The organism is Paenibacillus helianthi (assembly GCF_001909055.1).
Lineage (GTDB): Bacteria > Bacillota > Bacilli > Paenibacillales > Paenibacillaceae > Paenibacillus_AQ > Paenibacillus_AQ helianthi.
On sequence record NZ_LVWI01000032.1, the window covers coordinates 39,319 to 62,474 of the forward strand.

General features: G+C 48.5%; 12 protein-coding genes, 1 pseudogene and 1 riboswitch. Of the genes and pseudogenes, 2 read left to right on the forward strand and 11 right to left on the reverse strand.

Going from position 1 to position 23,156, the window contains the following annotated elements:
• Positions 1–2 precede the first annotated feature (2 nt).
• The 6 genes from A3844_RS08760 to A3844_RS08785 all read right to left on the reverse strand — a co-directional run bounded on the left by A3844_RS08760 (position 3) and on the right by A3844_RS08785 (position 9,331).
• Positions 3–974, reverse strand: a complete 972-nt coding sequence (locus A3844_RS08760) for an ABC transporter permease (RefSeq protein ID WP_074084364.1) — start codon at positions 972–974, stop codon at positions 3–5.
• Positions 975–1,091: 117 nt separating this feature from the next.
• The gene (locus A3844_RS08765; protein WP_074107187.1) at positions 1,092–2,831 is read right to left on the reverse strand and encodes a peptide-binding protein; all 1,740 of its coding nucleotides are present in this window, start codon (positions 2,829–2,831) and stop codon (positions 1,092–1,094) included.
• A 626-nt stretch (positions 2,832–3,457) separates the two neighbouring features.
• The gene (locus A3844_RS08770) at positions 3,458–4,684 is read right to left on the reverse strand and encodes a GGDEF domain-containing protein (RefSeq protein ID WP_074107188.1); all 1,227 of its coding nucleotides are present in this window, start codon (positions 4,682–4,684) and stop codon (positions 3,458–3,460) included.
• Between the two features lie 52 nt (positions 4,685–4,736).
• Positions 4,737–7,118, reverse strand: coding sequence for a GH36-type glycosyl hydrolase domain-containing protein (locus A3844_RS08775; protein WP_074107189.1), 2,382 nt, complete (start codon positions 7,116–7,118; stop codon positions 4,737–4,739).
• Positions 7,119–7,314: 196 nt separating this feature from the next.
• Positions 7,315–8,736 (reverse strand): flotillin family protein, encoded by a 1,422-nt coding sequence (locus tag A3844_RS08780; protein ID WP_074107190.1) that lies wholly within the window; start codon positions 8,734–8,736, stop codon positions 7,315–7,317.
• A gap of 22 nt (positions 8,737–8,758) precedes the next feature.
• Positions 8,759–9,331 carry an NfeD family membrane protein gene (locus A3844_RS08785; protein ID WP_074084359.1) on the reverse strand — a complete coding sequence of 191 codons (573 nt, stop codon included), beginning with the start codon at positions 9,329–9,331 and terminating at the stop codon, positions 8,759–8,761.
• A 145-nt stretch (positions 9,332–9,476) separates the two neighbouring features.
• Positions 9,477–9,663: riboswitch (cyclic di-AMP (ydaO/yuaA leader) on the reverse strand.
• Between the two features lie 241 nt (positions 9,664–9,904).
• On the opposite strand from A3844_RS08785, the pseudogene A3844_RS33990 reads away from it, so the two are divergent.
• Positions 9,905–10,099: pseudogene (locus A3844_RS33990) on the forward strand (transposase); the annotation flags it as partial.
• Between the two features lie 166 nt (positions 10,100–10,265).
• Here the strand turns inward: A3844_RS33990 and A3844_RS33420 are convergent.
• The 5 genes from A3844_RS33420 to A3844_RS08815 form a co-directional block, all read right to left on the reverse strand.
• A complete protein-coding gene (locus A3844_RS33420) occupies positions 10,266–16,469 on the reverse strand; it encodes an InlB B-repeat-containing protein (protein WP_143192050.1) in 6,204 nt (2,067 codons plus the stop codon).
• Between the two features lie 600 nt (positions 16,470–17,069).
• Positions 17,070–17,549, reverse strand: coding sequence for a VOC family protein (locus tag A3844_RS08800; RefSeq protein ID WP_074107192.1), 480 nt, complete (start codon positions 17,547–17,549; stop codon positions 17,070–17,072).
• Between the two features lie 47 nt (positions 17,550–17,596).
• Positions 17,597–17,944 carry a YciI family protein gene (locus A3844_RS08805; RefSeq protein WP_074107193.1) on the reverse strand — a complete coding sequence of 116 codons (348 nt, stop codon included), beginning with the start codon at positions 17,942–17,944 and terminating at the stop codon, positions 17,597–17,599.
• Positions 17,945–18,586: 642 nt separating this feature from the next.
• A complete protein-coding gene (locus tag A3844_RS08810; RefSeq protein ID WP_074107194.1) occupies positions 18,587–20,422 on the reverse strand; it encodes an alpha/beta fold hydrolase in 1,836 nt (611 codons plus the stop codon).
• Positions 20,423–20,484: 62 nt separating this feature from the next.
• Positions 20,485–21,051, reverse strand: coding sequence for a TetR/AcrR family transcriptional regulator (locus A3844_RS08815; protein ID WP_074107195.1), 567 nt, complete (start codon positions 21,049–21,051; stop codon positions 20,485–20,487).
• A 436-nt stretch (positions 21,052–21,487) separates the two neighbouring features.
• On the opposite strand from A3844_RS08815, the gene A3844_RS08820 reads away from it, so the two are divergent.
• Entirely contained in the window at positions 21,488–22,882 is a 1,395-nt protein-coding gene (locus tag A3844_RS08820) for a transcriptional regulator (RefSeq protein ID WP_083606767.1), read from the forward strand.
• The last annotated feature ends 274 nt before the right edge of the window (positions 22,883–23,156 follow it).

Genomic DNA, 23,156 nt, shown 5'->3' on the forward strand with positions numbered 1-23,156 from the left:
ACTCATGCCGCCTTGCCTCCTTGCTTGCTAAGCTTGACACGAGGGTCTACTACCGCATACAGAATATCCGCCAGCAGATTGCCCAGTACAACCATAACTGCCGTTACGATGGTTATGGCCATAAGTACTGAATATTCACGCTGGGTCGCCATTTGCACGTACAAGCGGCCCATACCCGGCCAGTTGAATACACTCTCGGTTAATGCGGCTCCTCCCACCAATATAGGAAGATCCATACCCAGAACGGTAATGATCGGAATAAGTGCATTGCGCAGCGCATGGTGGAAAATGACCTTGCGTTCTTTAACACCCTTTGCACGTGCTGTTCTGATATAATCCTGATCCAGCACTTCAAGCATGCTTGCTCTCGCATATTTCATATAAGACACCAGAAAACCAAGGGCCAGAACGGTAATCGGCAGCACAAGGTGCATGAATAAATCACCAATGTCCCCTTCTTTGCCCCGTGTGTGCATGTCCGATAAGGGGAACCAATCCAGCTTCAGAGAGAACCACTGCTGCAGTAGGATTCCGAACCAGAACGTCGGCATCGCAAAGCCGATATAGGAGATGAAGGATGCGGACTGGTCAGATAATCCGTATACCTTGGTGCTGTTGTAGATGCCCCAGGGAATCGCAATGATCAGGGACACCAGCCAAGCTGCTCCCATCAGAATGAAGGTGTTGCCGATACGAGGCAACAGCAGATCGGATACCGCGAGATGATTTTTAAAGGTATACCCCAGATCGCCCTGCAGCAGGTCGCCGATCCAGCGAATATACTGAATATAGATAGGTTTATCCAGACCCAAATTATGCGCTTGCTGCTTGAATATTTCTGGTGAAAGACCAGGGGACAGCATCACCTGGGTCGGCCCTCCGGGGGCCGCATGTATAAGAAGAAAGGTAACTATAGTAATCAAAAAGATTACCAGCACTGATTGCAGTACGCGACGGATCAGATATTCTGTCATCAAATGTCCTCCTAGAGATGGTAAGACATAGAACCCGGAACTCCCTTATGACAAAAGGAGAAGAGGAAAGAGAATTCTCTTTCCTCCCCCGTAATTCTATTTCCTGTGTCTGTTTGTTTAGTTGGTTACCCACCATTTGAGAGCATGGAAGTACTGTCCATAGCCCAGTGACGGCTCTGGAGCATCTTCGTCTGCCCAATGAACTCTAGGGCCCGTACCAATGGCTTGACCATATTGATACAGGAACACGTAAGGCAGATCAGTAGAGATTTCTTTACCTACTTCTTTATAAATTTCTTTACGCTTCGCTTGGTCAACAGTAGAATATCCATCTACCCACAACTTATCCAGCTTCTCATTCTTATACCAGCCGCTGTTCTGTCCAGCAGGCGGGAAGTATTTGGAGGAGAAGACGCTCTCTGAATCCGGGTCCGGAGTGTTCAGGGACCACGCTAACAGCAACGCTTGGAATTTACCCGGTGTTACGTTCTGGTCAATCCAGGCTGCAAAGTCAATGGCTTTTGGTGTTACCTCAATGCCGACTTCTTTCAGGTTCTGCTGAATGACAGCAGCAACCTGCTCACGGCGGCTGTTGCCCGCATTATATTGCAGTTCGAAGGAGAAACGGTGTCCGTCTTTGGTGAGAATACCATCCTTGCCGGCAACCCATCCGTCTTCTGCCAGCAGCTTCTTAGCTGTTTCGGCATTGTAATCATAGTTAACAGCTGCATCACCCGGATCAGCCCAGGTACCTGGCAGGAACGGTGCGTTCATCAGCGCGCCGACACCCTTCAGAATGTTGTCGACCATCCCTTGGCGGTTCAGTGCGTGTGCAATGGCCTGTCTGGTCTTCTGTCCAGCGAACAGACCGTATTTGTCTTTGAAGTTCTTCGAATCAAAGTTGAACATTACATATTCGTACTGAGCGCCTGGCTTTTGGATGATATTGATCTTGTCGTTAGCTTTGACCGCTTCAACCTGTGTAACCGGAATAGCACTGATATGGTCTGTGTCGCCCTTCAGGAGAGCTTGAACTTCGGTATTCTGGTCGGCATAGATTTTATAAACCACCTGTGCAATGTGAGGTTTAACTTCGCCCCAGTAGTTGGGATCAGCATCAAGGGTATGGCTGTCGCCCTGTTTCCAGGAGGTCCATTTCCAAGGTCCGCTTGTGACGGTCTTGGCCGGGTCAGTACCATATGCATTGGTTTGCATGGTTTTCGGTGCTACATCCTTCAGAATATGCGCTGGTACAATAGCCTGGCAAAGTGCATAGAGGAAAGGCGCATAAATCTTGGACATCGTAATTTTCACAGTGTGGTCATCGACCTTCGCTACGGTCTTCACTTTGTCAAAAGCACTTGTAAGCGGTGATCCGGTTTCCGGATTCTTAGCCGTTTCGATGGTATACACCACGTCATCGGCTGTAATAGGCTGACCATCACTCCATTTGATCGTATCTTTCAATTTAATGGTGTATGTCAGTCCATCTGCGGAGATTTCCGGTACAGCTGCTGCCAGCGACCAAGGTTCTGCTTGTACATTGCCCTGACGGTCCAGATCATAGAGCTTCGCAAATACGAATTCTGCTACATCACCGGAAGAGGTGTCGTTAATCATGAGGGGATTAATATTTACGATATCGGAGAAAGAGCTCATAACTATCGTACCGCCATCAACCGGTCCATCTGCAGCCGGTTTAGAAGCAGCGGGGGCTTCACTTGCGGCAGGAGCAGAGCTCTCTGCTGTAGCACTCGGTGAATTAGTTGCAGTGTTATTTGTACTGCAACCTGTGAATAGAACTCCTACAAGAGATAGAACCAGTAAACCAGACCACCATTTTCTCTTTTTCGCCATTAAATTTACTCCTCCTTTTGTTAGATCCGTGTAACGTAAACCGTCAATGCCATCAGGTTCCAATGTACCCTCTCTGCTAAAGCTTTGTTCAACCTCCCTTGTGTAAATCACAACATCGGTCTTCAAGGTATGTAACAATACCTTACAAAGAATCTCTTACCCCTTCAGTCGCTATCCCCAGAATAGACCGAAGGTCAATAAACTGCAGGAACAGCACTTGAGGAGGTAAGGTTTCCCATATAAATTATGGTTTATATTACATGTTAAATTTTCTTACGTCAATATCTTTTTTATCCGTTTTTTACCTTGTATTATTTCTATTATATGTATTAGATCGCCTTACAAACCCATTACATTTCCTATTTAGATTTTTAATTCCATTAATAGTTAAAAAGATGTAGGTTTCTATCACGAACTATTAAATTATTAATGTAAACGTTATGTGATGTTTTCATTTATGAATATACATATTTTCATAGATAAAAAAAGCGAACCGCCGAAGAGAGGCTATCCGCCTATCCGCTGTTCGCTTTCTTAAATAATGTAGCCCGATTTGGCTCTATCGTATATTTATACCAAATTTTGCGTCGATGTCCGCCAGCCACTCCAGACGTAATTGCCCCCCTCTATTTACTCACACAATTCCTGCCTTTTTTCTTCGCGCGGTATAGGGCGGTGTCCGCTGATTTCATTACGCTTTCCGTGGTTTTGTACTTCTCGTTCTTCTGAGAAACCCCGATGCTTACAGTTATGTAGATTTGCTTAGTGGCTTTTGTGCTGGCAGATCTTTTTTTGGATTTGCTTTTGGATCTGCCTTTGGCGCGTAAATTGAAGGCCCGCTTGGATATCTTGTCCCGCAGCTCTTCGAGATGGGGGAGCACATCATTGATGTTTTTCCCCGGAAAAAGAATCGTGAATTCCTCCCCGCCATAGCGGAAGGCTCTCCCGCCGCCGGTAACGTCCTGTAAGGTGGATGCCACCAGCTTTAGCACTTCATCTCCGGTATCATGTCCATAGGTGTCATTGAATTTTTTGAAGAAATCAATATCCAGCATCGCAATGGTATAGTTAAAGCCTAGCTTCATCATGTCCTGCTTGAGCGCCCGCCGCGAGGGCAATCCGGTAAGCTCATCGGAAAAAGCCATCGAATACGAATCCTGAATGATCGAAAGAATAAGAACCACCCCTGAAACGGCAAAAAATATCGAATACAGCAGCGGACTGCTGCTCTGATCCAGCACGTAAAACATGGCTAACAGGACACTGATGAATGAAATTTCCTGTGATGAGGACCGGTATACGATTAACCTGACTAGCAGAATAGCTAAAGTGACGACAAATGCAATAACAGACAGCTGCGGTATGGGAGTGACGGCGTGAAGATTTACAGGTACAACATCTGTATTCAATAGATTAAGCCATTTGCTGTCCCCTGATTTCATCTGCCAGAACAGAAACAGGCACTCTGCCAGGATCAGAGCGATCCGAAGGCTGCCCCATAAACTGATGATGCCCCGCTCTTTAAAAAACGAAAACAGCGCAATGTTCAATGGAATCACCAGACAGATAATAGAATAGATATCCTCCTTCCGCACTGCCATACCCGGAATTTCCGGTAAATAGGTTGTGGAGGCCAGGCAAACCGCCAGAATAATCAGAATGTAGAATTCCCGGCTACGGTTAAACTTCCAGGATAATATGGCCCCCACGCCAAAAATAACATACGGAGAAAGACTCGCCGCCGCCAGCTGTGAATCAGACATGGCATTCGTACGGGTAGACAAAAAGTAGGCTGCCGCAATGAGAAACAAGGGTATGGCTCTGGAAAAGAAAGCTGTAATGGTCGTTCTCAAGCTTAGGTAATTCCCTTCATGGAGTTTTTCTGTGGCTCCCTATTATATCGGTTTATTGAGGTGGCAGCTTCACCAAAACGTCGTATACCCTGCCAGCTTCCACATTCTTGATTATGCCATCTTCGATGCGGCTGCCGTTTACATACACTTCTACAGCAGTCACCCCCGCCTCCCGTTTCATCGCAACATGCAGCTCGGCCCCTCTAAAGCTCCGTTTGACCGACGCCTCTTCCCAGTGTGCTGGAAGCTGAGGATGGATGCGGATTCCCTCCTCATTCCCCTGTACCCCAAACAGACCGTCAATCAGGCAGCGGTATACCCATGGCACCGTCCCTGTATTGAACAAATGGCTGGAACGTCCGGCGGTACGCGGAAACTGTCGGTAAGCCCCGCGATAATAGTTGGGGATGAACACAGGCAACTGGCCGCGTCGGATCAGATCCTCAGGGTCTGGTCCGGGGATCATTTTGCGCAGCAGGCGGTAGGCATCATTCGGTTCACCCACAGCGTAAAGCGCATAGATATAAAAGGCTGCTGCATGGTTATACACCGCCCCATTCTCGGCGGTTCCCGGATGCTTCTGCGTGACTCTGCCCACATCCTCACGCATGGCAGTGTAGGATGGCGCCAGCTTTTCCAGACCATAAGGGGTTTCCAACTGCTCCTTGACCGCACGCATCAGCTTCTCCTGCTTCGAGGCATCCGCAGCCCCGCACAGCAGAGCCCAACCCTGAGGGTTAATGAAAATACGCCCCTCCGTATCCTTACTGATGCCGAATACCACATTATCATCGGTGATTCCCCGGGCATACCAGTTGCCGTCCCACAGATATTGATTAATGACCACATTCGCCTCATCCGCTGCCGCAGCGAGCTTCCTGCTCATCTCCGGCCGTCCGCTTGTAGCGCAGATATCCGCCCAGATCATGAAGGCATAAGCAGATGCCATGGTCAGCCAGCCGGAGACGCCTTTGCCTTTGTAGCCCACCATGTTCATCGGATCACACCAGTCGCCCTGGTCGATATAGTTCAAGCCGCGCTCATCCGTTGCCTCCATCAGCCAGAACATCGCCCGGTTGATATGTTCATATACGGTAGCCATCTCTTCCCCGCCCGCAAAAGCAACCTCTTCCTCCAGAATGGTGTAATCATTCGTTTCATCCAGATAGGTGCTCAGACAAATGGGCAGCCAGACACAGTGATCCATATGCGGAACCTGATTGATGTACTTCAGCTCAGCCGCTTCATGCAGAATAATTCCGTCCGGCATGGCACCGCTTGCATTTTGCTGGCTTAACGCCGTGAGAAACGCATTTCTTGCCATCTGTGGCTTGATATAGCTCATTCCCATATTGTCCTGGAGGTAGTTCCGGGTCTGCGGGTCTGTCGTCAGGCGGTTGGTCTGGCCATGATAATACATTTGCCGGGGCAGCCAGTGATTCACAAAGTTGTCCAGTTCAGGATCAGGCGTCTTAATCTCGATGCAGCCTTTGCCCTCCTGTATATATCCCGCATATTCCCGCTCCGCCGCAGCAAATCCATCCTCACTGCCGGAAGCCGCATTCAGGAAATACTGCTGGCGGATCTGCGCGATCTCCTCTTCTGTTTTGGCCGGACCAAAAATAAAGCGGTAGAGCTTGTCTTCACCAGGCGTAAGCTCCAGACTGTATTGCAGGACACACAGCGGCATCTCATAACGGGCATCCCCTTTGGAGAGTTCCTCCTGCTGAACGGCCGATGGCATGCCAATCCCGCCTTCACCTTCAAAAGCTTCCTGGCTGGCTTCCCAGGCGCGCGGCGGCTGATCGGCAAGGAGAAAGGTTTTGTCCTTCAGCTGCTTGATCTTCGCATAGTCCTGATATTTCTGATATGGGGTAATCGCAGAACAGACCATCCCCTGCAGCTCTTCATGATACTCCGCCGACTGATTCATCCACGACATGTAGCCCACTGTAAAATAAGGATAGATGCTGAGCTTCCGCTTCCGGTCTGAGAGATTCTTCACCTTCACCCGCCATAGCTCCATGGCCTCGTCTTTGGGCAGGCTGAGCGTCATTTCCACAGCAAAGCCAAGATGCTCAAGCTTCCAGACAATATGGTGTTTCCCTACAGCAAAAGTGTATTGGTCCGGCAGAACACGAACCGGCTCATACGGTGCCGAGAAAATCTCACCCGTCTCTTCATCCTTTACATAGAGAAACCGGCCGGGATGATGGGCATAGTAGGGCTGCTCCGGCTGCATGAAGGTCTTCGCTTCCAGATTCGGCGCATAGGAATACTTGGCAGGCTCTGGCTGCATAAACTGCGCGACCGCATATCCGCGGCAATTGACGTGAATCATCATCTTCTCGTTCCATAGAAACCCTGAAGCTTTGGGGAGCTGAGTGGGACTCGTCAATTCAACATATTCATTGTCTTGTGTGGCTCTAATCATCATGTATCCTCCCTTTATTCACCCGTTATTCATCCTAAATCACATAGTAGTTTTAGTATAACTGTCATAGAAGAGATAGTACATTGTGGAGTGGTAACGCTCTCGGCAGCAGCAAAATAAGGGGATGTCCCCTAAGTGGGACACCCCCGCTGTTTTACGAGTAGGAAGTATTATAGTATGGTATAACGCTATAGAATTACTGCTCTTTATTCCGGCCAAGCAGCCCGCTGAGCGCCTCTGTAAAATTCATGCCGGTAAGCGACTGGGTCAATTCAGGAACCTGGGCCATGATTTTTGCGATATCACCGGTGATTTTATTCACCCCGGATGAAGCCCCATCCTGTGAAATCACTGTAATCTTATCGACCTTGGCCAGCGGGGAAGCGATTTTTTCAGCCAGCTCTGGCAGAACTTTTAAGAATTCCACTGTGAGTGCGGCTTGCGTAAACTGTTTGTACGCTTCGGCTTTTTTCTCCAGTGCCCCTGCTTCCGCCGCTCCAGCCAGTTGAACAATTTCTGCGTTGGCTCTCCCTTTCGCCAGCTCTGCTTCCGCTGTTGCCAGCCCCCGTTTGGTCGTGGTGGCTGCCTCTGCTTCCGCCTCAAGAATCTGCCGCTGCTTGGCGGCTTCCGCTCTCATGATCGTAGCCTGGTTCTCCGCCTCAGCAGGCTTGATCACCGTTGCCTCCAGCTCCTTCTGTCTCAGCTCAACTTCGATTTCCCGGACGGTCCGGTTCGCCTCCGCTTCCATCTGCGTGATCTTGACCTGCTCGGTAACCAGCGACTGCTTGATTTTGTTCTGCTGTAATTCGTATGCAAGATCGGCTTGTGCTTTCTTCACTTCAGTCTCCAGCTTAAAGTCCGCCTGCTTAATGTTCAATTCCTTCTCAAACTGAGATTCCTTGGCGCGGGCGGCAGTTCCTGCTTCAATGGTGGCCTGATGCGCATTAGCTTTGGCAATGGAGGATTCTTTCTCCGCCTCGGCTTGCTTGATCTGAATGTCGCGTTCCGCTTCCGCCTTGGCGATGCTGGCATCCCGCCGGATGCGCTCAATTTCCGGAACCCCCATATTGTCGATATATCCTTTGTCATCCGTAATTTTCTTAATGGTGAAGCTGACTACCTCAAGTCCCATCTTGTCGAGGTCTTCCGAGCAGGTCTCCCGCATCTTGCTGTTGATTTCGTCAGGAGTCTTGAGAATGGATTCCACTGTTAATTGTCCGATTAAGCCGCGCAAATGGCCTTCCACCGAATGCAGGATAATCGTCTCGCGGTCTTCTTCCGGCCGGTCGATAAACTGCTCACTGGCAGTCAGAATAGCGGTAGGATCGCTTTTTATCTTAATCTGAGCCACCGCCTCCAGGTTGAGCTTGATGCCTTGCTTGGAGAACATCGCCTGCGCCGGGATGACGTCGAAGCTCATCAGCATCATGGAGATGGTCTTATTGTTCTGGAAGCCGGGGATGACGAACGTCCCGCCGCCCTGGACCACTCTTTTTCCGCCAAGGCCGTAGACGATCATCGCCTGATTGGGCGGAACCTTTTTATAAGAGTTCACGATACTGAACAAGGCCAGCAGAATAACAACAACAATTGCCGCGATTACATACAGAATAAACATTTAGATTGACACTCCCCGTGAATTATAATTGATCGATATCCCTCTCGAAGAGGGTGACTGCCGCCATTCCTTTGTTCACCTTCAAAATAATAACCCTGTCGCCTTTATCAAGCTGCTGGCCGGATTCAGCCCGTACTCCAATGGAGCGCATGGTTCCGTGAAGTACATATTTCATTTCCCCGACCGCTCCATCTGCTGCTGGTATACTGATGTACCCGAGCTGCCCTGCCTGCTCGTAATCCAGTTCATTCATGCTGCTGTCATACCGGGTCATCACCCGGGCCAGCACCGCATACATCACACAGCCCAGAAGCAGAGCGAGCACGGTACAAATCAGCACCACTGCGAGCATCCTCATTTCGCTGAACCGGGCAAGCACGTAACCTGTACCGCCCCAGACTGTGACAAACACCATCAGAGGGAGTATGGGTACAAAGCCGGGTCCACCGGCATCGCCGCCGCCCGCATGCAGATGACCCGCCAGGCCATGCCCATGAAATCCGCCGCTAAGGAGGAGTATTAGTCCAACCCAGAAGCACACGATAAATACAGTAACGATAAGAATCCCCCCTTTGAAGCATTTATAATAGAGCATTCTAAATAACGCATAATGTCTCTAATTATCGTTGTTATGAGATTTCTAGTTCCTTGTACAGACTGCCTTTCCTTCCTGCACACACAGCAAAAAGACCACAGAAGCGGCAGGGCTCTCCGTGGTCGGTTAATCGATCATGGCGCTCATCCTCTCTCTTCGAGGCTTACGGGGTTAGCTGACGGATTCGGGCAGCGAGATTGCCCTACCCTGCCACAGCGGCTTTTCAGCACGCAGCAGGGATTCACCCCGGGTGAGCGGCAGCTGACTGTGCAAAAGCCGCATTCACCATTGGTTCCCCCGTTCCCAATTACGGAATTCAGCCATATGAGAACAGTTAACTTACATTCGGTTGTTGATTTGAATCTTACGCCTGTGGGCATTTATTGTAAAACGTCCGGGATGACAAAAGAAGCCAAAAACGCCTCCCCTCCGCGAATGAAGGCGCATTCTTTGGTTTCACTCTTATTCGGCCGATGATTTGCTCACTGTTGCTCCATTTCTCGCAAGCTGTCCCAATCGTCCAAAGCCAAGGCCGAAGCACTATAAACCTTAGGCGCTTACGGTGTTGGCAGTAGCCGGGAAATTCTACGGAGTGAGAAAGGTTACGCTTGGCCGTGCGTCGAATGACCGAACCGGAAAGTGTATTTGGACAACTGCAACCGGGGCTTCCGGTGATTTCTACTTCGCGGTATGGAGAAAGTGACGCTTGAGGTAGGATGGCTTTCCCTTACCCATAATCTGCTAAAGCAAGCCACCCATGACCAAAAAAAAGAGCAGCGATCCTTCAATAACAGGAGAATCGCTGCTCTGCTCACTTTTTGTGGTTTTAAGAATGAAGAGAACTGCCTTCCGCCATAGAAAATCCACTTTTGGGCCAGCCCCTTTTGTCAACAGCCCCAAATTACACTTGTCTCTTTTTTTCGGAGAACCGGCATTAGTTAAGTGAATCCAACAGCGTCTTCAATTGCGGGCTGAGCTTCAGCGCATTCAGGATGATCTGCAGAGCTTCTGCGCGTGTGGCGTTGCTCTTAGCATCAAATTTCCCATCTGCTTTGCCGTTTATGATACCAGCTTGTGCTTCAGCTTTGATCTCGTTTGCTGCATAGGAACCCTTCAGGTCATTGAAATTGCCTTTGGTGGTGTCCTTCGTTACGTTGTTAAGGTTCAAGATGCGGGACAAAAGGATAACCATTTCCTCGCGGGTGATTGTTTTATCTGGCTTGAACGTAACATCCTCGTAGCCGCTGATAACCCCTGCCTCTGCAAGCTTCTCGATGGCGCCTTTCGCCCAGTGACTGCCAACGTCCTTAAATGCAACACCAGTATTGTTGCCGCTTTTGATATCGAATACCCGACTCAGAATCACTGCAAATTCAGCGCGCGTGATCTCACCATCCGGCTTGAACGTACCATCGTTGTAACCTTCAATCACATGGAGCTTTACGAAAGTATCGATAGTTTTTTCAGCCCAGTGCCCTTTCGTATCAGCAAGTTCAACCTTAACATTAGATTTCTTAGCTTTCTCTACCTTGGACTCGAAAGCATTAACTAAGTTTATTACATTAACAATGCCGCTATTGAATACATCAACCTCTTGTTTCGTAGGTCCAGGTGTCACTGTTGGCGTTATACTGTCCGCCGGCGGACCACCCGGTGATGGTAACCTGGATACATCCTCCCGATTCACAGTTACCATATACGTATTGCCAGTACCGTCTAAGGCCATTACGCTAATCTGAATCAGGTTCGCGCCCACCTGTAAGTTGTTGGCTCTATAGGTATACATATTGCCCGTTAGGGAACTGTACACGGCTCCCGAAACGGTAAACGTCGCATGGGAATCCGCTGTGGTAAAAGAAAGATTGCTGCTTGAAACCGAATTAGCTACATCATTCACGTTATATTTCAGAGTTGCTGCTGTAAATGCTGGTGTCAATGTCCCCTGATCCACTGACAAGCTGGACAACTGCGCATTTGATGACGTCCACTTGGCATAGAGGGTGGCATTCGCCGTTCCCATGCTGAAGGTGGCATTCGCCCCGTAGTCGGTGCCACTTCCGTTAGCGGCGGTGTTCCAGCCTGCGAACGTATAGCCTGTCTTCACCAGCGTTCCAGTATTCCCTAGCACCATCACGGTGTTCCCCTGCTGATAGCTGTTGCTGTCGGTCGGAACCGCACCACCGGTGCTGCCGTTTCCGTTATACGTTACGGTGAAGGTCGGATTGGCTGTCCACTTCGCATAGAGGGTGGCATTCGCCGAGCCCATGCTGAAGGTGGCATTGGCTGCGTAGTCGGTGCCGCTTCCGTTAGCGGCGGTGTTCCAACCTGCGAACGTATAGCCCGTCTTCACCAGCGTTCCGGTGTTCCCTAGCACCGTCACGGTGTTCCCCTGCGGATAGCTGTTGCTGTCGGTCGGAACCGCACCGCCGGTGTTGCCGTTTCCGTTATACGTTACGGTGTAGGTCGGATTGGCTGTCCACTTCGCATAGAGGGTAACGTTGGCCGCACCCATTGCGAAACTGCCGCTAACCTTGTAATCCATACCACTTCCGTCCGCCTTTGTGTTCCAGCCTGCGAACGTATACCCTGTCTTCACCAGCGTTCCGGTGTTCCCTAGCACCGTCACTGTGTTCCCTTGCTGATAGCTGTTGCTGTCGGTCGGAACCGTACCACCGGTGCTGCCGTTTCCGTTATACGTTACGGTGAAGGTCGGATTGGCCGTCCACTTCGCATAGAGCGTGGCATTCGCCGAGCCCATGCTGAAGGTGGCATTCGCCGCGTAGTCGGTGCCGCTTCCGTTAGCGGCGGTGTTCCAGCCTACGAACGTATAGCCCGTCTTCACCAGCGCTCCGGTGTTCCCCAGCACCGTCACTGTGTTCCCCTGCTGATAGCTGTTGCTGTCGGTCGGAACCGTACCACCGGTGTTGCCGTTTCCGTTATACGTTACGGTGAAGGTCGGATTGGCCGTCCACTTCGCATAGAGCGTGGCATTCGCCGTTCCCATCGCGAAACTGCCGCTAACCGTGTAATCCATACCGCTTCCGTCCGCTTTCGTGTTCCAGCCTGCGAATGTATACCCTGTCTTCACCAGCGTTCCGGTGTTCCCCAGCACCGTCACCGTGTGCCCCTGCTGATAGCTGTTGCTGTCGGTCGGAACCGTACCACCGGTGCTGCCGTTTCCGTTATACGTTACGGTGAAGGTCGGATTGGCCGTCCACTTCGCATAGAGCGTGGCATTCGCCGTGCCCATGCTGAAGGTGGCATTCGCCGCGTAGTCGGTGCCGCTACCGTTAGCAGCGGTGTTCCAGCCTGCGAACGTATAGCCTGTCTTCACCAGCGTTCCGGTGTTCCCTAGCACCGTCACGATGTTCCCCTGCGGATAGCTGTTGCTGTCGGTCGGAACCGTACCGCCGGTGCTGCCGTTTCCGTTATACGTTACGGTGTAGGTCGGATTGGTTGTCCACTTCGCATAAAGGGTGGCATTCGCCGTGCCCATGCTGAAGGTAGCATTGGCTGCGTAGTCGGTGCCGCTTCCGTTAGCGGTGGTGTTCCAGCCTGCGAACGTATAGCCCGTTTTCGCCAGGGCTCCGGTGTTCCCTAGCACCGTCACCGTGTTCCCCTGCGGATAGCTGTTGCTGTCGGTCGGAATTGTACCGCTGGTGTTGCCGTTGCCGTTATACGTTACGGTGAAGGTCGGATTGGCCGTCCACTTCGCATAGAGGGTGGCATTCGCCGTGCCCATGCTGAAGGTGGCATTCGTCGCGTAGTCGGTGCCGCTTCCGTTAGCGGCAGTGTTCCATCCGAAGAACGTATAGCCCGTCTTCACCAGCGTTCCGGTGTTTCCTAGCACCGTCACCATGTTCCCCTGCGGATAGCTGTTGCTGTCGGTCGGAATCGTGCCGCCAGTGTTGCCGTTTCCGTTATACGTTACGGTGAAGCTCGGATTGGCCGTCCACTTGGCATAGAGGGTGGCATTCGCCGTTCCCATGCTGAAGGTAGCATTCGCCCCGTAGTCGGTGCCGCTTCCGTCCGCCTTTGTGTTCCAGCCTGCGAACGTATACCCTGTCTTCACCAGCGTTCCGGTGTTCCCCAGCACTGTCACGGTGTTCCCCTGCGGATAGCTGTTGCTGTCGGTGGGAACCGCACCGCCGGTGCTGCCGTTTCCGTTATACGTTACGGTATAGGTCGGATTGGCTGTCCACTTCGCATAGAGGGTGGCATTCGCCGATCCCATGCTGAAGGTGGCATTCGCCGCGTAGTCGGTGCCGCTTCCGTTAGCGGCGGTATTCCAGCCTGCGAACGTATACCCTGTCTTCACCAGCATTCCGGTGTTCCCCAGTACCGTCACGGTGTTCCCCTGCGGATAGCTGTTGCTGTCGGTCGGAACCGCACCGCCGGTGCTGCCGTTTCCGTTATACGTTACGGTGTAGGTCGGATTGGCCGTCCACTTCGCATAGAGAGTGGCATTCGCCGTGCCCATGCTAAAGGTGGCATTGGCTGCGTAGTCAGTGCCGCTTCCGTTAGCGGCGGTGTTCCAGCCTGCGAACGTATATCCTGTCTTCACCAGCGTTCCAGTGTTCCCTAGCACCGTCACTGTGTTCCCCTGCTGATAGCTGTTGCTGTCGGTCGGAACCGTACCGCCGGTGCTGCCGTTTCCGTTATACGTTACGGTGAAGGTCGGATTGGCCGTCCACTTCGCATAGAGGGTGGCATTCGCCGATCCCATGCTGAAGGTGGCATTCGCCGCATAGTCGGTGCCGCTTCCGTTAGCGGCGGTGTTCCAGCCTGCGAACGTATAGCCCGTCTTCACCAGCGTTCCGGTGTTCCCCAGCACCGTCACGGTGTTCCCTTGCGGATAGCTGTTGCTGTCGGTCGGAACCGCACCGCCGGTGTTGCCGTTTCCGTTATACGTTACGGTGTAGGTCGGATTGGCTGTCCACTTCGCATAGAGGGTGGGATTCGCCGAGCCCATGCTGAAGGTGGCATTCGCCGCGTAGTCGGTGCCGCTTCCGTTAGCAGCGGTGTTCCAGCCTGCGAACGTATACCCTGTCTTCACCAGCATTCCGGTGTTCCCCAGCACTGTCACGGTGTTCCCCTGCGGATAGCTGTTGCTGTCGGTGGGAACCGCACCGCCGGTGCTGCCGTTTCCGTTATACGTTACGGTATAGGTCGGATTGGCCGCCCACTTCGCATAGAGAGTGGCATTCGCCGTGCCCATGCTGAAGGTGGCATTCGCTGCATAGTCGGTGCCGCTTCCGTTAGCGGCGGTGTTCCAGCCTGCGAACGTATAGCCATTCTTCACCAGGGTTCCAGTGTTCCCCAGCACCGTCACAGAGTTCCCCTGCGGATAGCTGTTGCTGTCGGTCGGAACCGTACCGCCGGTGTTGCCGTTTCCGTTATACGTTACGGTGTAGGTCTGATTGGCCGTCCACTTCGCATAGAGGGTGGCATTCGCCGTGCCCATGCTGAAGGTGGCATTCGCCACGTAGTCGGTGCCGCTTCCGTTAGCGGCGGTGTTCCAGCCTGCGAACGTATAGCCCGTCTTCACCAGCGTTCCGGTGTTCCCTAGCACCGTCACGGTGTTCCCCTGCTGATAGCTGTTGCTGTCGGTCGGAACCGCACCGCCGGTGTTGCCGTTTCCGTTATACGTTACGGTGAAGGTCGGATTGGCTGTCCACTTCGCATAGAGGGTGGCATTCGCCGTGCCCATGCTGAAGGTGGCATTCGCCGCGTAGTCGGTGCCGCTTCCGTTAGCGGCAGTGTTCCATCCGAAGAACGTATACCCTGTCTTCACCAGCGCTCCGGTGTTCCCTAGCACCGTCACCATGTTCCCCTGCTGATAGCTGTTGCTGTCGGTCGGAACTGTACCACCGGTGCTGCCGTTTCCGTTATACGTTACGGTGAAGCTCGGATTGGCCGTCCACTTCGCATAGAGGGTGGCATTCACCGAGCCCATGCTGAAGGTGGCATTCGCCCCGTAGTTGGTGCCGCTTCCGTTAGCAGCGGTGTTCCAGCCTGCGAACGTATACCCTGTCTTCACCAGCATTCCGGTGTTCCCCAGCACCGTCACGATGTTCCCCTGCGGATAGCTGTTGCTATCGGTCGGAACCGTACCACCAGTGTTGCCGTTTCCGTTATACGTTACGGTGTAGGTCGGATTGGCATTCACTGTAACTGTAATTGTCCTTGTCGCAGTTGACGTACCGTCACTAACTTGAACAGTAAAACTGTCAGTCCCTGCATATCCGCTGTCAGGTGTGTAGGTAATGGTTCCTCCTGGTGCAATATCAGTACTGCCACTGGCTGCTGTTGCACTTAAGAAATTGAGTGTCCCATGATTTGGCGGCGTATTTGGTGACCATGTCTCTACCTGACTGGGATCGATATCGCTTACATGAAGCAGACCTTTGATATCTGTTGCACTTGAATCCTGATTTACGATAAAACTGGTTGTTGCACCAATAAAAACAGGTGCAGTGTTTGTGTTTCTGAAATTAACTGCATTGATATTGTCGATTCCAAAAGCCCCGGTAACTTGATAAGATCCATCGGTCTGGATACGAAATTTATCAATACCTACAAATTTAGTATTGGAAGATACATTAAAAGTAACAAGTTGTCCTCCAAGATATGCATCGGTTACAGTTAGAGACATGACTGCTCCAGAAACGGCTAAGCCATTTACATATCCTATAAGTTGAATATTTCCATTTGTCCCCAAACTTACACCAGACATTGCAATATCTACGGACTGGAGATCAAATATTTTCCCGCTGTTTGAAGACACTTCCATGTAGGATAATGGAGTTCCATCATTGGTCGCTCCGCTGATAAGATTGGTTTGACCTGTTAGGAATTCTGCACCAATGTAGCAATTTGTTGCGCTGCTTGACTTGAGCAGAAAATCATATCCATTAATATCAGTAGCCATTAGTCCTGGACCAGTAGACGATCCAGATATGATGATCGGTCCACTAACTGAATCGAAATCTGTATTTCCGTTTACGGGAGTATTAGCACTTGCAATCATTAACGTGTTCGTTCCAAATACAAGAACCAATACGAGGATAAAAACCTTCTTTACTACGTTTACTTGCGAACTGAGAATTCTTGCTTTTCGCCTTAAACTATTAGTCATAATTACCTCCACTGAAGTTAGTCACAGTATCACCCATTCTACGGGTGGCTTGATTTAGCCCCTATACAACATAAGATCGGACAAGGGTTTCCTTGCACCCTCATCATTTGTTAGGAAGTCGGGAAACACTTAACTTTTTCAAAATTGTTCGGCAAAACTCCCTACCTTTCCTGGTACGTATATATATTTAATTTCTTTGTACAGTTGGAATTCACCTTCTATATTTTGGCGTATTCCTTTCGTAGTTTTGAGTAAAACCGCCAGCGATTCCCACAAGATGATCTAGCCCTTCCCCCATATCTCTTCATGATGTTAACAAGATAGATCAGGCCCGATAAATTCACTATACCTATTATGGAGTATCTTCCTTCAAATAGAGCAAAAAGAATGGAAGGATTGGATTTCCGAGGTGTTTATAGCTACGTGGAATAGCTTCGATGTGAAGTTCCTCGGCGAATGCTGTAAACTTCTTTCGTTCCATAAAAATACTCCCCATACAGTAACAGGTTTTTATTATTTCACCTGTCTACTATATGGGGAGCATATCACTCACGGGACAGCTCTTTGTTCACTTCTATTCCAGTTGTCTATTTCTCAGAGCTATTCTCCACTGCCCTCACGAGCCCGCTCTAACGCGGCAATGTCCAGCTTGCTCATCTGGAGCATCGCCTGCATGACTCTTTGTGCTTTGACAGAATCCGGATCACTCAGCAATCTCCCCGCTTCGGCCGGGAAAATCTGCCAGGACAAACCGTATCTGTCTTTCAGCCAACCGCACGGCCCTTCCGAGCCGCCTTCGGACAGCTTCTCCCACAGCTCGTCGACCTCCTCCTGCCCTTCGCAGTTCACCATCAGCGAGATCGCTTCCGTAAATTTGAACTCCGGGCCACCATTGAGTGCAGTGTAGACCTGTCCGTCCAGTACAAACGTTACAGTCATCACCAATCCGGCAGGACGTCTGCCGCCTTCTCCATAATAAGAGGTATTCAAGATTTTGGAATTTTTAAAAATTGAGGTATAGAATTTCGCCGCTTCTTCCGCTTCCGTATCGAACCATAGATTCGTGACAATTTTCGGCATTACAGATCCCTCCTAAATGTTGTTGTGCATTGGAACGTTCTGCTGTTCTACATTCCGGCAACGGGTCTCACTTCGACACTGGTCCCTTCACCGAGCAGAATCGGACAGCCCTTCGCAAGCTGAACCGCTTCCTCCATATCCACTGCGTTAACCAGGATATACCCAGCCATGGATTCTTTATGCTCAGTGTAGGGTCCATCCGTTGTTATGCCATGGGGCCGCAGCACTCTGCCTTCGGCAGATAGATGATTCCCGCCTGCAGCAAGTCTGTCCTGTGCAGCAAGACTGCTGATCCATTCTCCCCACTGCTCCATGTAACCTTGCATTTGCACCGGCGTAGGCTGCGCTTCCGGGGTGGTGATATCCATACGGAATACGAGCAGGAATTTGTTCATTGACTTGCCTCCTTGGCTTCTAGCCTTAGCCTTCTAGCGTTCCCCATGACCCAAATCTTAAGACGTTCCCCTTCATTATAGAACAAAGGCTGACTTTCATTTCTTATGGATTGCTAAAATAACCCCGAAACCGTATAAGTTCTAACAAAACAAAAAACGAATTGGCCTACTGGAAAGGGATGCAGGAACGTTCGACTCCACCATGTAAATCCACAACCGCATGAGATTGTGGATTTTTGCATTTCTTCCGTCTCAATCTTTAGAATTACATATACAGGATCTTTACCCTTATACATATCGCTGACCTTTTCACCTCGCGGAGTATACGCTCAAAAAGGAAAGGAGAGTCAAAAAGAAACGACCTCGCCGTCTTCAGGAACCCAAACGGAGTCCTCCAGATGTTGTTCCTTCAGAAACTTAGCAAGCTGATTTCGGCTCAATTTACTTTCTACGATAATTTCGAGTTAAAGGCACAGGTGAAAGTTCGCCCACATCACTCAACATCGGATCAATCAGTATACGTTTACCGTTTATGGTTAGAATTGATGTAGCGTGCCGGATATGTTGAACTGAAATGAGCATACTAGACAACTCCTCTAATTTAAATGCCGACCGGTCTATTTTGAAAACATCATATTAATTTCATAATATATAGGAAGCCGTTTCCCTCGGATGGCTAAGAGGAAAATGATGACCATATGGAACAACATCAATCTCACCAAGATGTAATGGAGCAGAATAGCTTCTATCCTGATCTCCCCAAATAATATGAAGCTTATCCCTTGGTACTTTGGTGAAATCGCCTTGATAGTCTTTCGATAGAAAACGATTTAGCTGAAGAGTTGTATTTAATATTCTAGGCGAAGTAAAGCTGCTGCTTACTTTTGCAATATAATGTTTCGGAATGCTCTCCGTATTTTCAAACAGACCATTACCAATTAAATAACGTTCTATTGAATTAGCAGTTGCTAACTTCAATGCCCATTTGTTCATAAATTGAGGAACATTAAACGATTTAGAATTTCTTTTCGCAACAGGGGGCTGAAGTAAAGTAATAGTATTCTTCATATTTATGTACTCTCGCACTAATGCTTCCAGCAGAATAATTGCTCCGAAGGAATGGCCGATCCAATGTGCACCATCAGCAGCTTTTCCCAATAACTCTTTCACTAAATTCAAATAGAGATCTAGAAGATTTTTCTCTCGTTTAAAAGGGGAACGTCCTAAACCAGGAAGATCTGGAATCCATACGGGTTGCCCAGTTTTTTCATGAAGCTCTAATCCTAAAGGAAATAAATCCTCTCCATCACTCAACAAACCGTGTAATAAAATAAATGGCTTACCCTCTCCTGGTATTTGATAAATCACAGTGTTTCCGATTAAGGTTCGTTCAAATAGATGATTATGCTGGTCATTTTGATACATCAAGCGATAATCCAAATCCGCTACTACGGCCGGGAAAAAATTCATAACACTCGTCTTAGTAAACCAATCTTCTCCCATGATTTTTTTCGATGAATCATTTGGAAACTTTCTATTTGTAATAAAGTTCAGTCCATCAGATGGAATTTGTGTTATTTTACTTATCCCACTTTTCATAAGTGCCTTCACGAAGCGAATGGGCACAGAGATTTTAGGTGCTGCCATATTCATACTTTCTGACATAACTTCTAATAATTCAGATATATCCGGATCAAGCTGGTTGTCTTGAACAAGTGTATATGTTTGAATAGACGATTGCTCCAGCTTAAAAACCTGAACAATAAACTTCGCTAGCTCATCGTTTGAAATAAGCGGTAATTTATACCCCTTGCCTCCAGGAATAAATGGCATCAGCCCTCTTCGCATACTCGCCACAAGCAAGCCTAAGCCTGCTGTTTGCTCCGTACTCCCTGTTTTACTACTGCCGACTACAGTTGGTGGATTAATCACAGAAAGCGGATAGCCTATTGCGGATGCCTGCTGGCGAATATAAAGATCTGCTAAAAATTTTGTTTTTTCATAAGGATTCTTTATTTTTAAATAGTCGTGCCCTTCTTTAAACACATCAATCGCAACCTTGCTATTATTATCATCAAAGGGGGACATATATCCTACTACATGAATAAATTGCTGCAAGCCCTTCAATTGATGGATACTTTTAGCGAATTCACTGATATGCTTGGCGCCGTTTAAAAATACAGATGTTGCCTCTTGCTGTGTCGCTTGAATATCCATTTGTCCACCTGCGTGAATAATAACATCCGTGTTCGATACCCTATCCTTATCTTCATCACTTAAACCTAAATCTGTTTTTGTCAAATCACCTTCAATAAAGTGCAGGGCCGCTTCGTTTAAAATACCTTTTTCTTGAAAAGCACGTGTTGCTTTACTTTTTGACCTCACTAAAAGAAAAATCATAACATCCTCTTTAAGAAGCTCCTCCACTAATTGCCTCCCAATAAAACCTGTTCCACCTGTTAGAAATATTGTCCTCATATCATTCGCTCTCCTTTTTAGTACTGTGTAGTACTAATTTAGTGTAAAAAAAAATGCTTCTCTTATCGAAGCAAGTTGAAAAATTGGCTGGCTGTTTTCATGATAACAGTTGCATCCTTCAATGTTTCTGAAAGAAACAGCGCTCCTTCAAGATTCGTTATAAAAAGTGCCGCTACCTCGTCAATATGAATCGTATTTCTAAACTCGCCTTTCTCTACTCCTTGTTGTAGTAATAGAGAGACTTTCATTTGTAATCCTGTAAAAAAGAGACCTATTTTTTCTTTTATGTGTGTAGCTTGTGCAGGACTTTGAATATAAAGAGTAATAAATGGACAGCTGCCCTTATACTCTCTTGACTGAACTCCCTGTGATAAATGCTCTAAAAACATCTGGACACGATCTTCAACTGATAATTGGTTCTGAGAAAGTATTTGATCCATTGCACGCTGATACGTTTCAATCCAATAATCAACGACCCCTGCTAACAATTCTTCCTTATCAGAAAAGTGATAATACACATTAGATTTTGAGACTTTGCTTACACGTACTAATTCATCCATGCTTGTATAAGCAAATCCTTTTTCTAAAAATAATGTTGCCGCTACTTCAATCACACGTTTTTGATTCATTATTTTTCCCTTTGTCATAACTAGAACTATACAGTACTAATCTGAATGTTGCAAGTGAGAAGATAGTGCAACTGAAATTTCATGTTTCTTGAACATGTCAACTTTGGAAAAAAAGGTTAGGGATCAGGGCTAGAGATGATAAGTAAGCAAGCTTAGGCCACCTCTCCAAACAATCTAATCATCACGCGGCGGTGAATTGTGAAAGTACTCCTACCAGTTCTCTTGCCTTCTGATAGAAACATATGTCTACTATCGATAATAACAAGCCACCGACCTTTGCTTTTCACGTCCAAGACTAGTGATAGTTCTTACTGTACTCTATCCCTTTGTTCACGGTTTCTACTAATCCGCTCTATTGACCATTGGAATATTATCACATATTATTACATCTATAAAATTAATTCTAATTAATGGCATTTAGTTAGGTGGTGTTTCCATGAAACCTACAACCACGATTCGCGATCAATTAGCGGCTTATCTAACTCAGCAAGACATGTCCATTCATCAATTTTCCATACAATCCGGAATTAATTCCGGAACACTCAGTCGTGTAATTGGTGACCGGCAGCCGATTGCTATGAATCATCTGGAGCGGATCACTCAGGGAATGAAGCTGCAGGAGGATCATTTCTTCAGCTTATACGTGGATGAATGTTTTCATCATTCGGCACCGACCTGGCGGCGGTTACGCCCGTTTCTGATGCGTTCAGCGGCGCTCGGCCGCCTCGATTGCATTGAGCAGGTGGTTCAGAATCTGCTCGACAATCTGATCTATGCCCCCATGCTATTTGAAGTGGCTGAGGGGCTGTATCAGCAGGGGCAATGGCAAGCCGCAGCGCTGCTATATAAGAATGTGAGTGCCAGTGAGAAATTTCAGAATTCGGAGCGGCTGGCGTTATGTCAATACCGCCTATTTAGAATTGCCCTGGGTGACGATCAGAGCATTAATTCGCGGGAGGCAATCCTCTTCGAGTGTTACATAGATCGGCTGGATGAGGCTGATCAATTAGATGGAATAATAGACCTGCTGAATGTCTATTATTCCTTGCAGCAGTGGCCTAAAGTAGAGGAACTCGCACAGAAGATGCTCCGACTGGCTACACTCCGTTATAATCTGCAGCGCCAGTCGAATCGTAAACAAGACAATGGAAAAATGCCTCAAAGACCGCTATATCTATATATTCTAAACGCCTATCTCTTTCTCTCAAGTACTTGCATGGAATATGGGGACTATAAGTCTGCGATAGAGCGTGTACCACTCTATATGGACGGAAGCTGGATACAGGAAGATAACGAAGAAGTGCAACGGACATTAGCCCAGTTCCGGGAGTGGGGTACGGCAAACATCTATTTGTATCGCGTGCTGGACGGACAACTGGAAGTGTTGGCTGATTATGTGGAATATATCTCAACACAGCCAGACGAGATATTTACGGCTGTATACAATATTATCAAATCGGCTAACCAGTATGACTGGAATGTAGATCACATTCTGGAGCGCTTCTCAGCCTACATCCCTTATCGATCCTATAAATCGGAATTTGGTGAATACAATCAGCAGATTATGGCAGACAAGCATGCCAGATTTCTTGCTGAACTAGCCGCCTATTACTTACACAATAAGCTAAATAAAGGAATTTTCTTCGTACTACAAAGTTTGGAATCATCTGCTAAGATTAACAATGAGAGTATAGCAATCACTTGTGTCGATCTGTTTGAACAATATCGGTATGCAGCAAGAGAAGAAGAAATGGATAGATACAAACTTCTGATCAGAGAGGTGCGGAATTCAAATGCCAAGAAAATTCATCAAGCTTCTAGTTTTATGTAGTTTGGTCGCTGTAATTATTATCCCTGCAGGAAACATCGAAATCGTAGCAGATAGTACTCAAATCCAAACCATGTCCCATGGTATCGGCGGTAGTTAAATCTCATTATCACCGAAAGTCCGCTGGCTAACCAACCGACGTTCTCGATTTTTTCGAGAGCGTTTTTCTTTTCTTCCTTATAGCTACAAGCTTTCATGAACCTCCAGTTGAACTGGGGAGTGCTTATACAAAAAGTCCGGGCCACTTCGCCCGGACTTCATAGTTAAATCTATATGA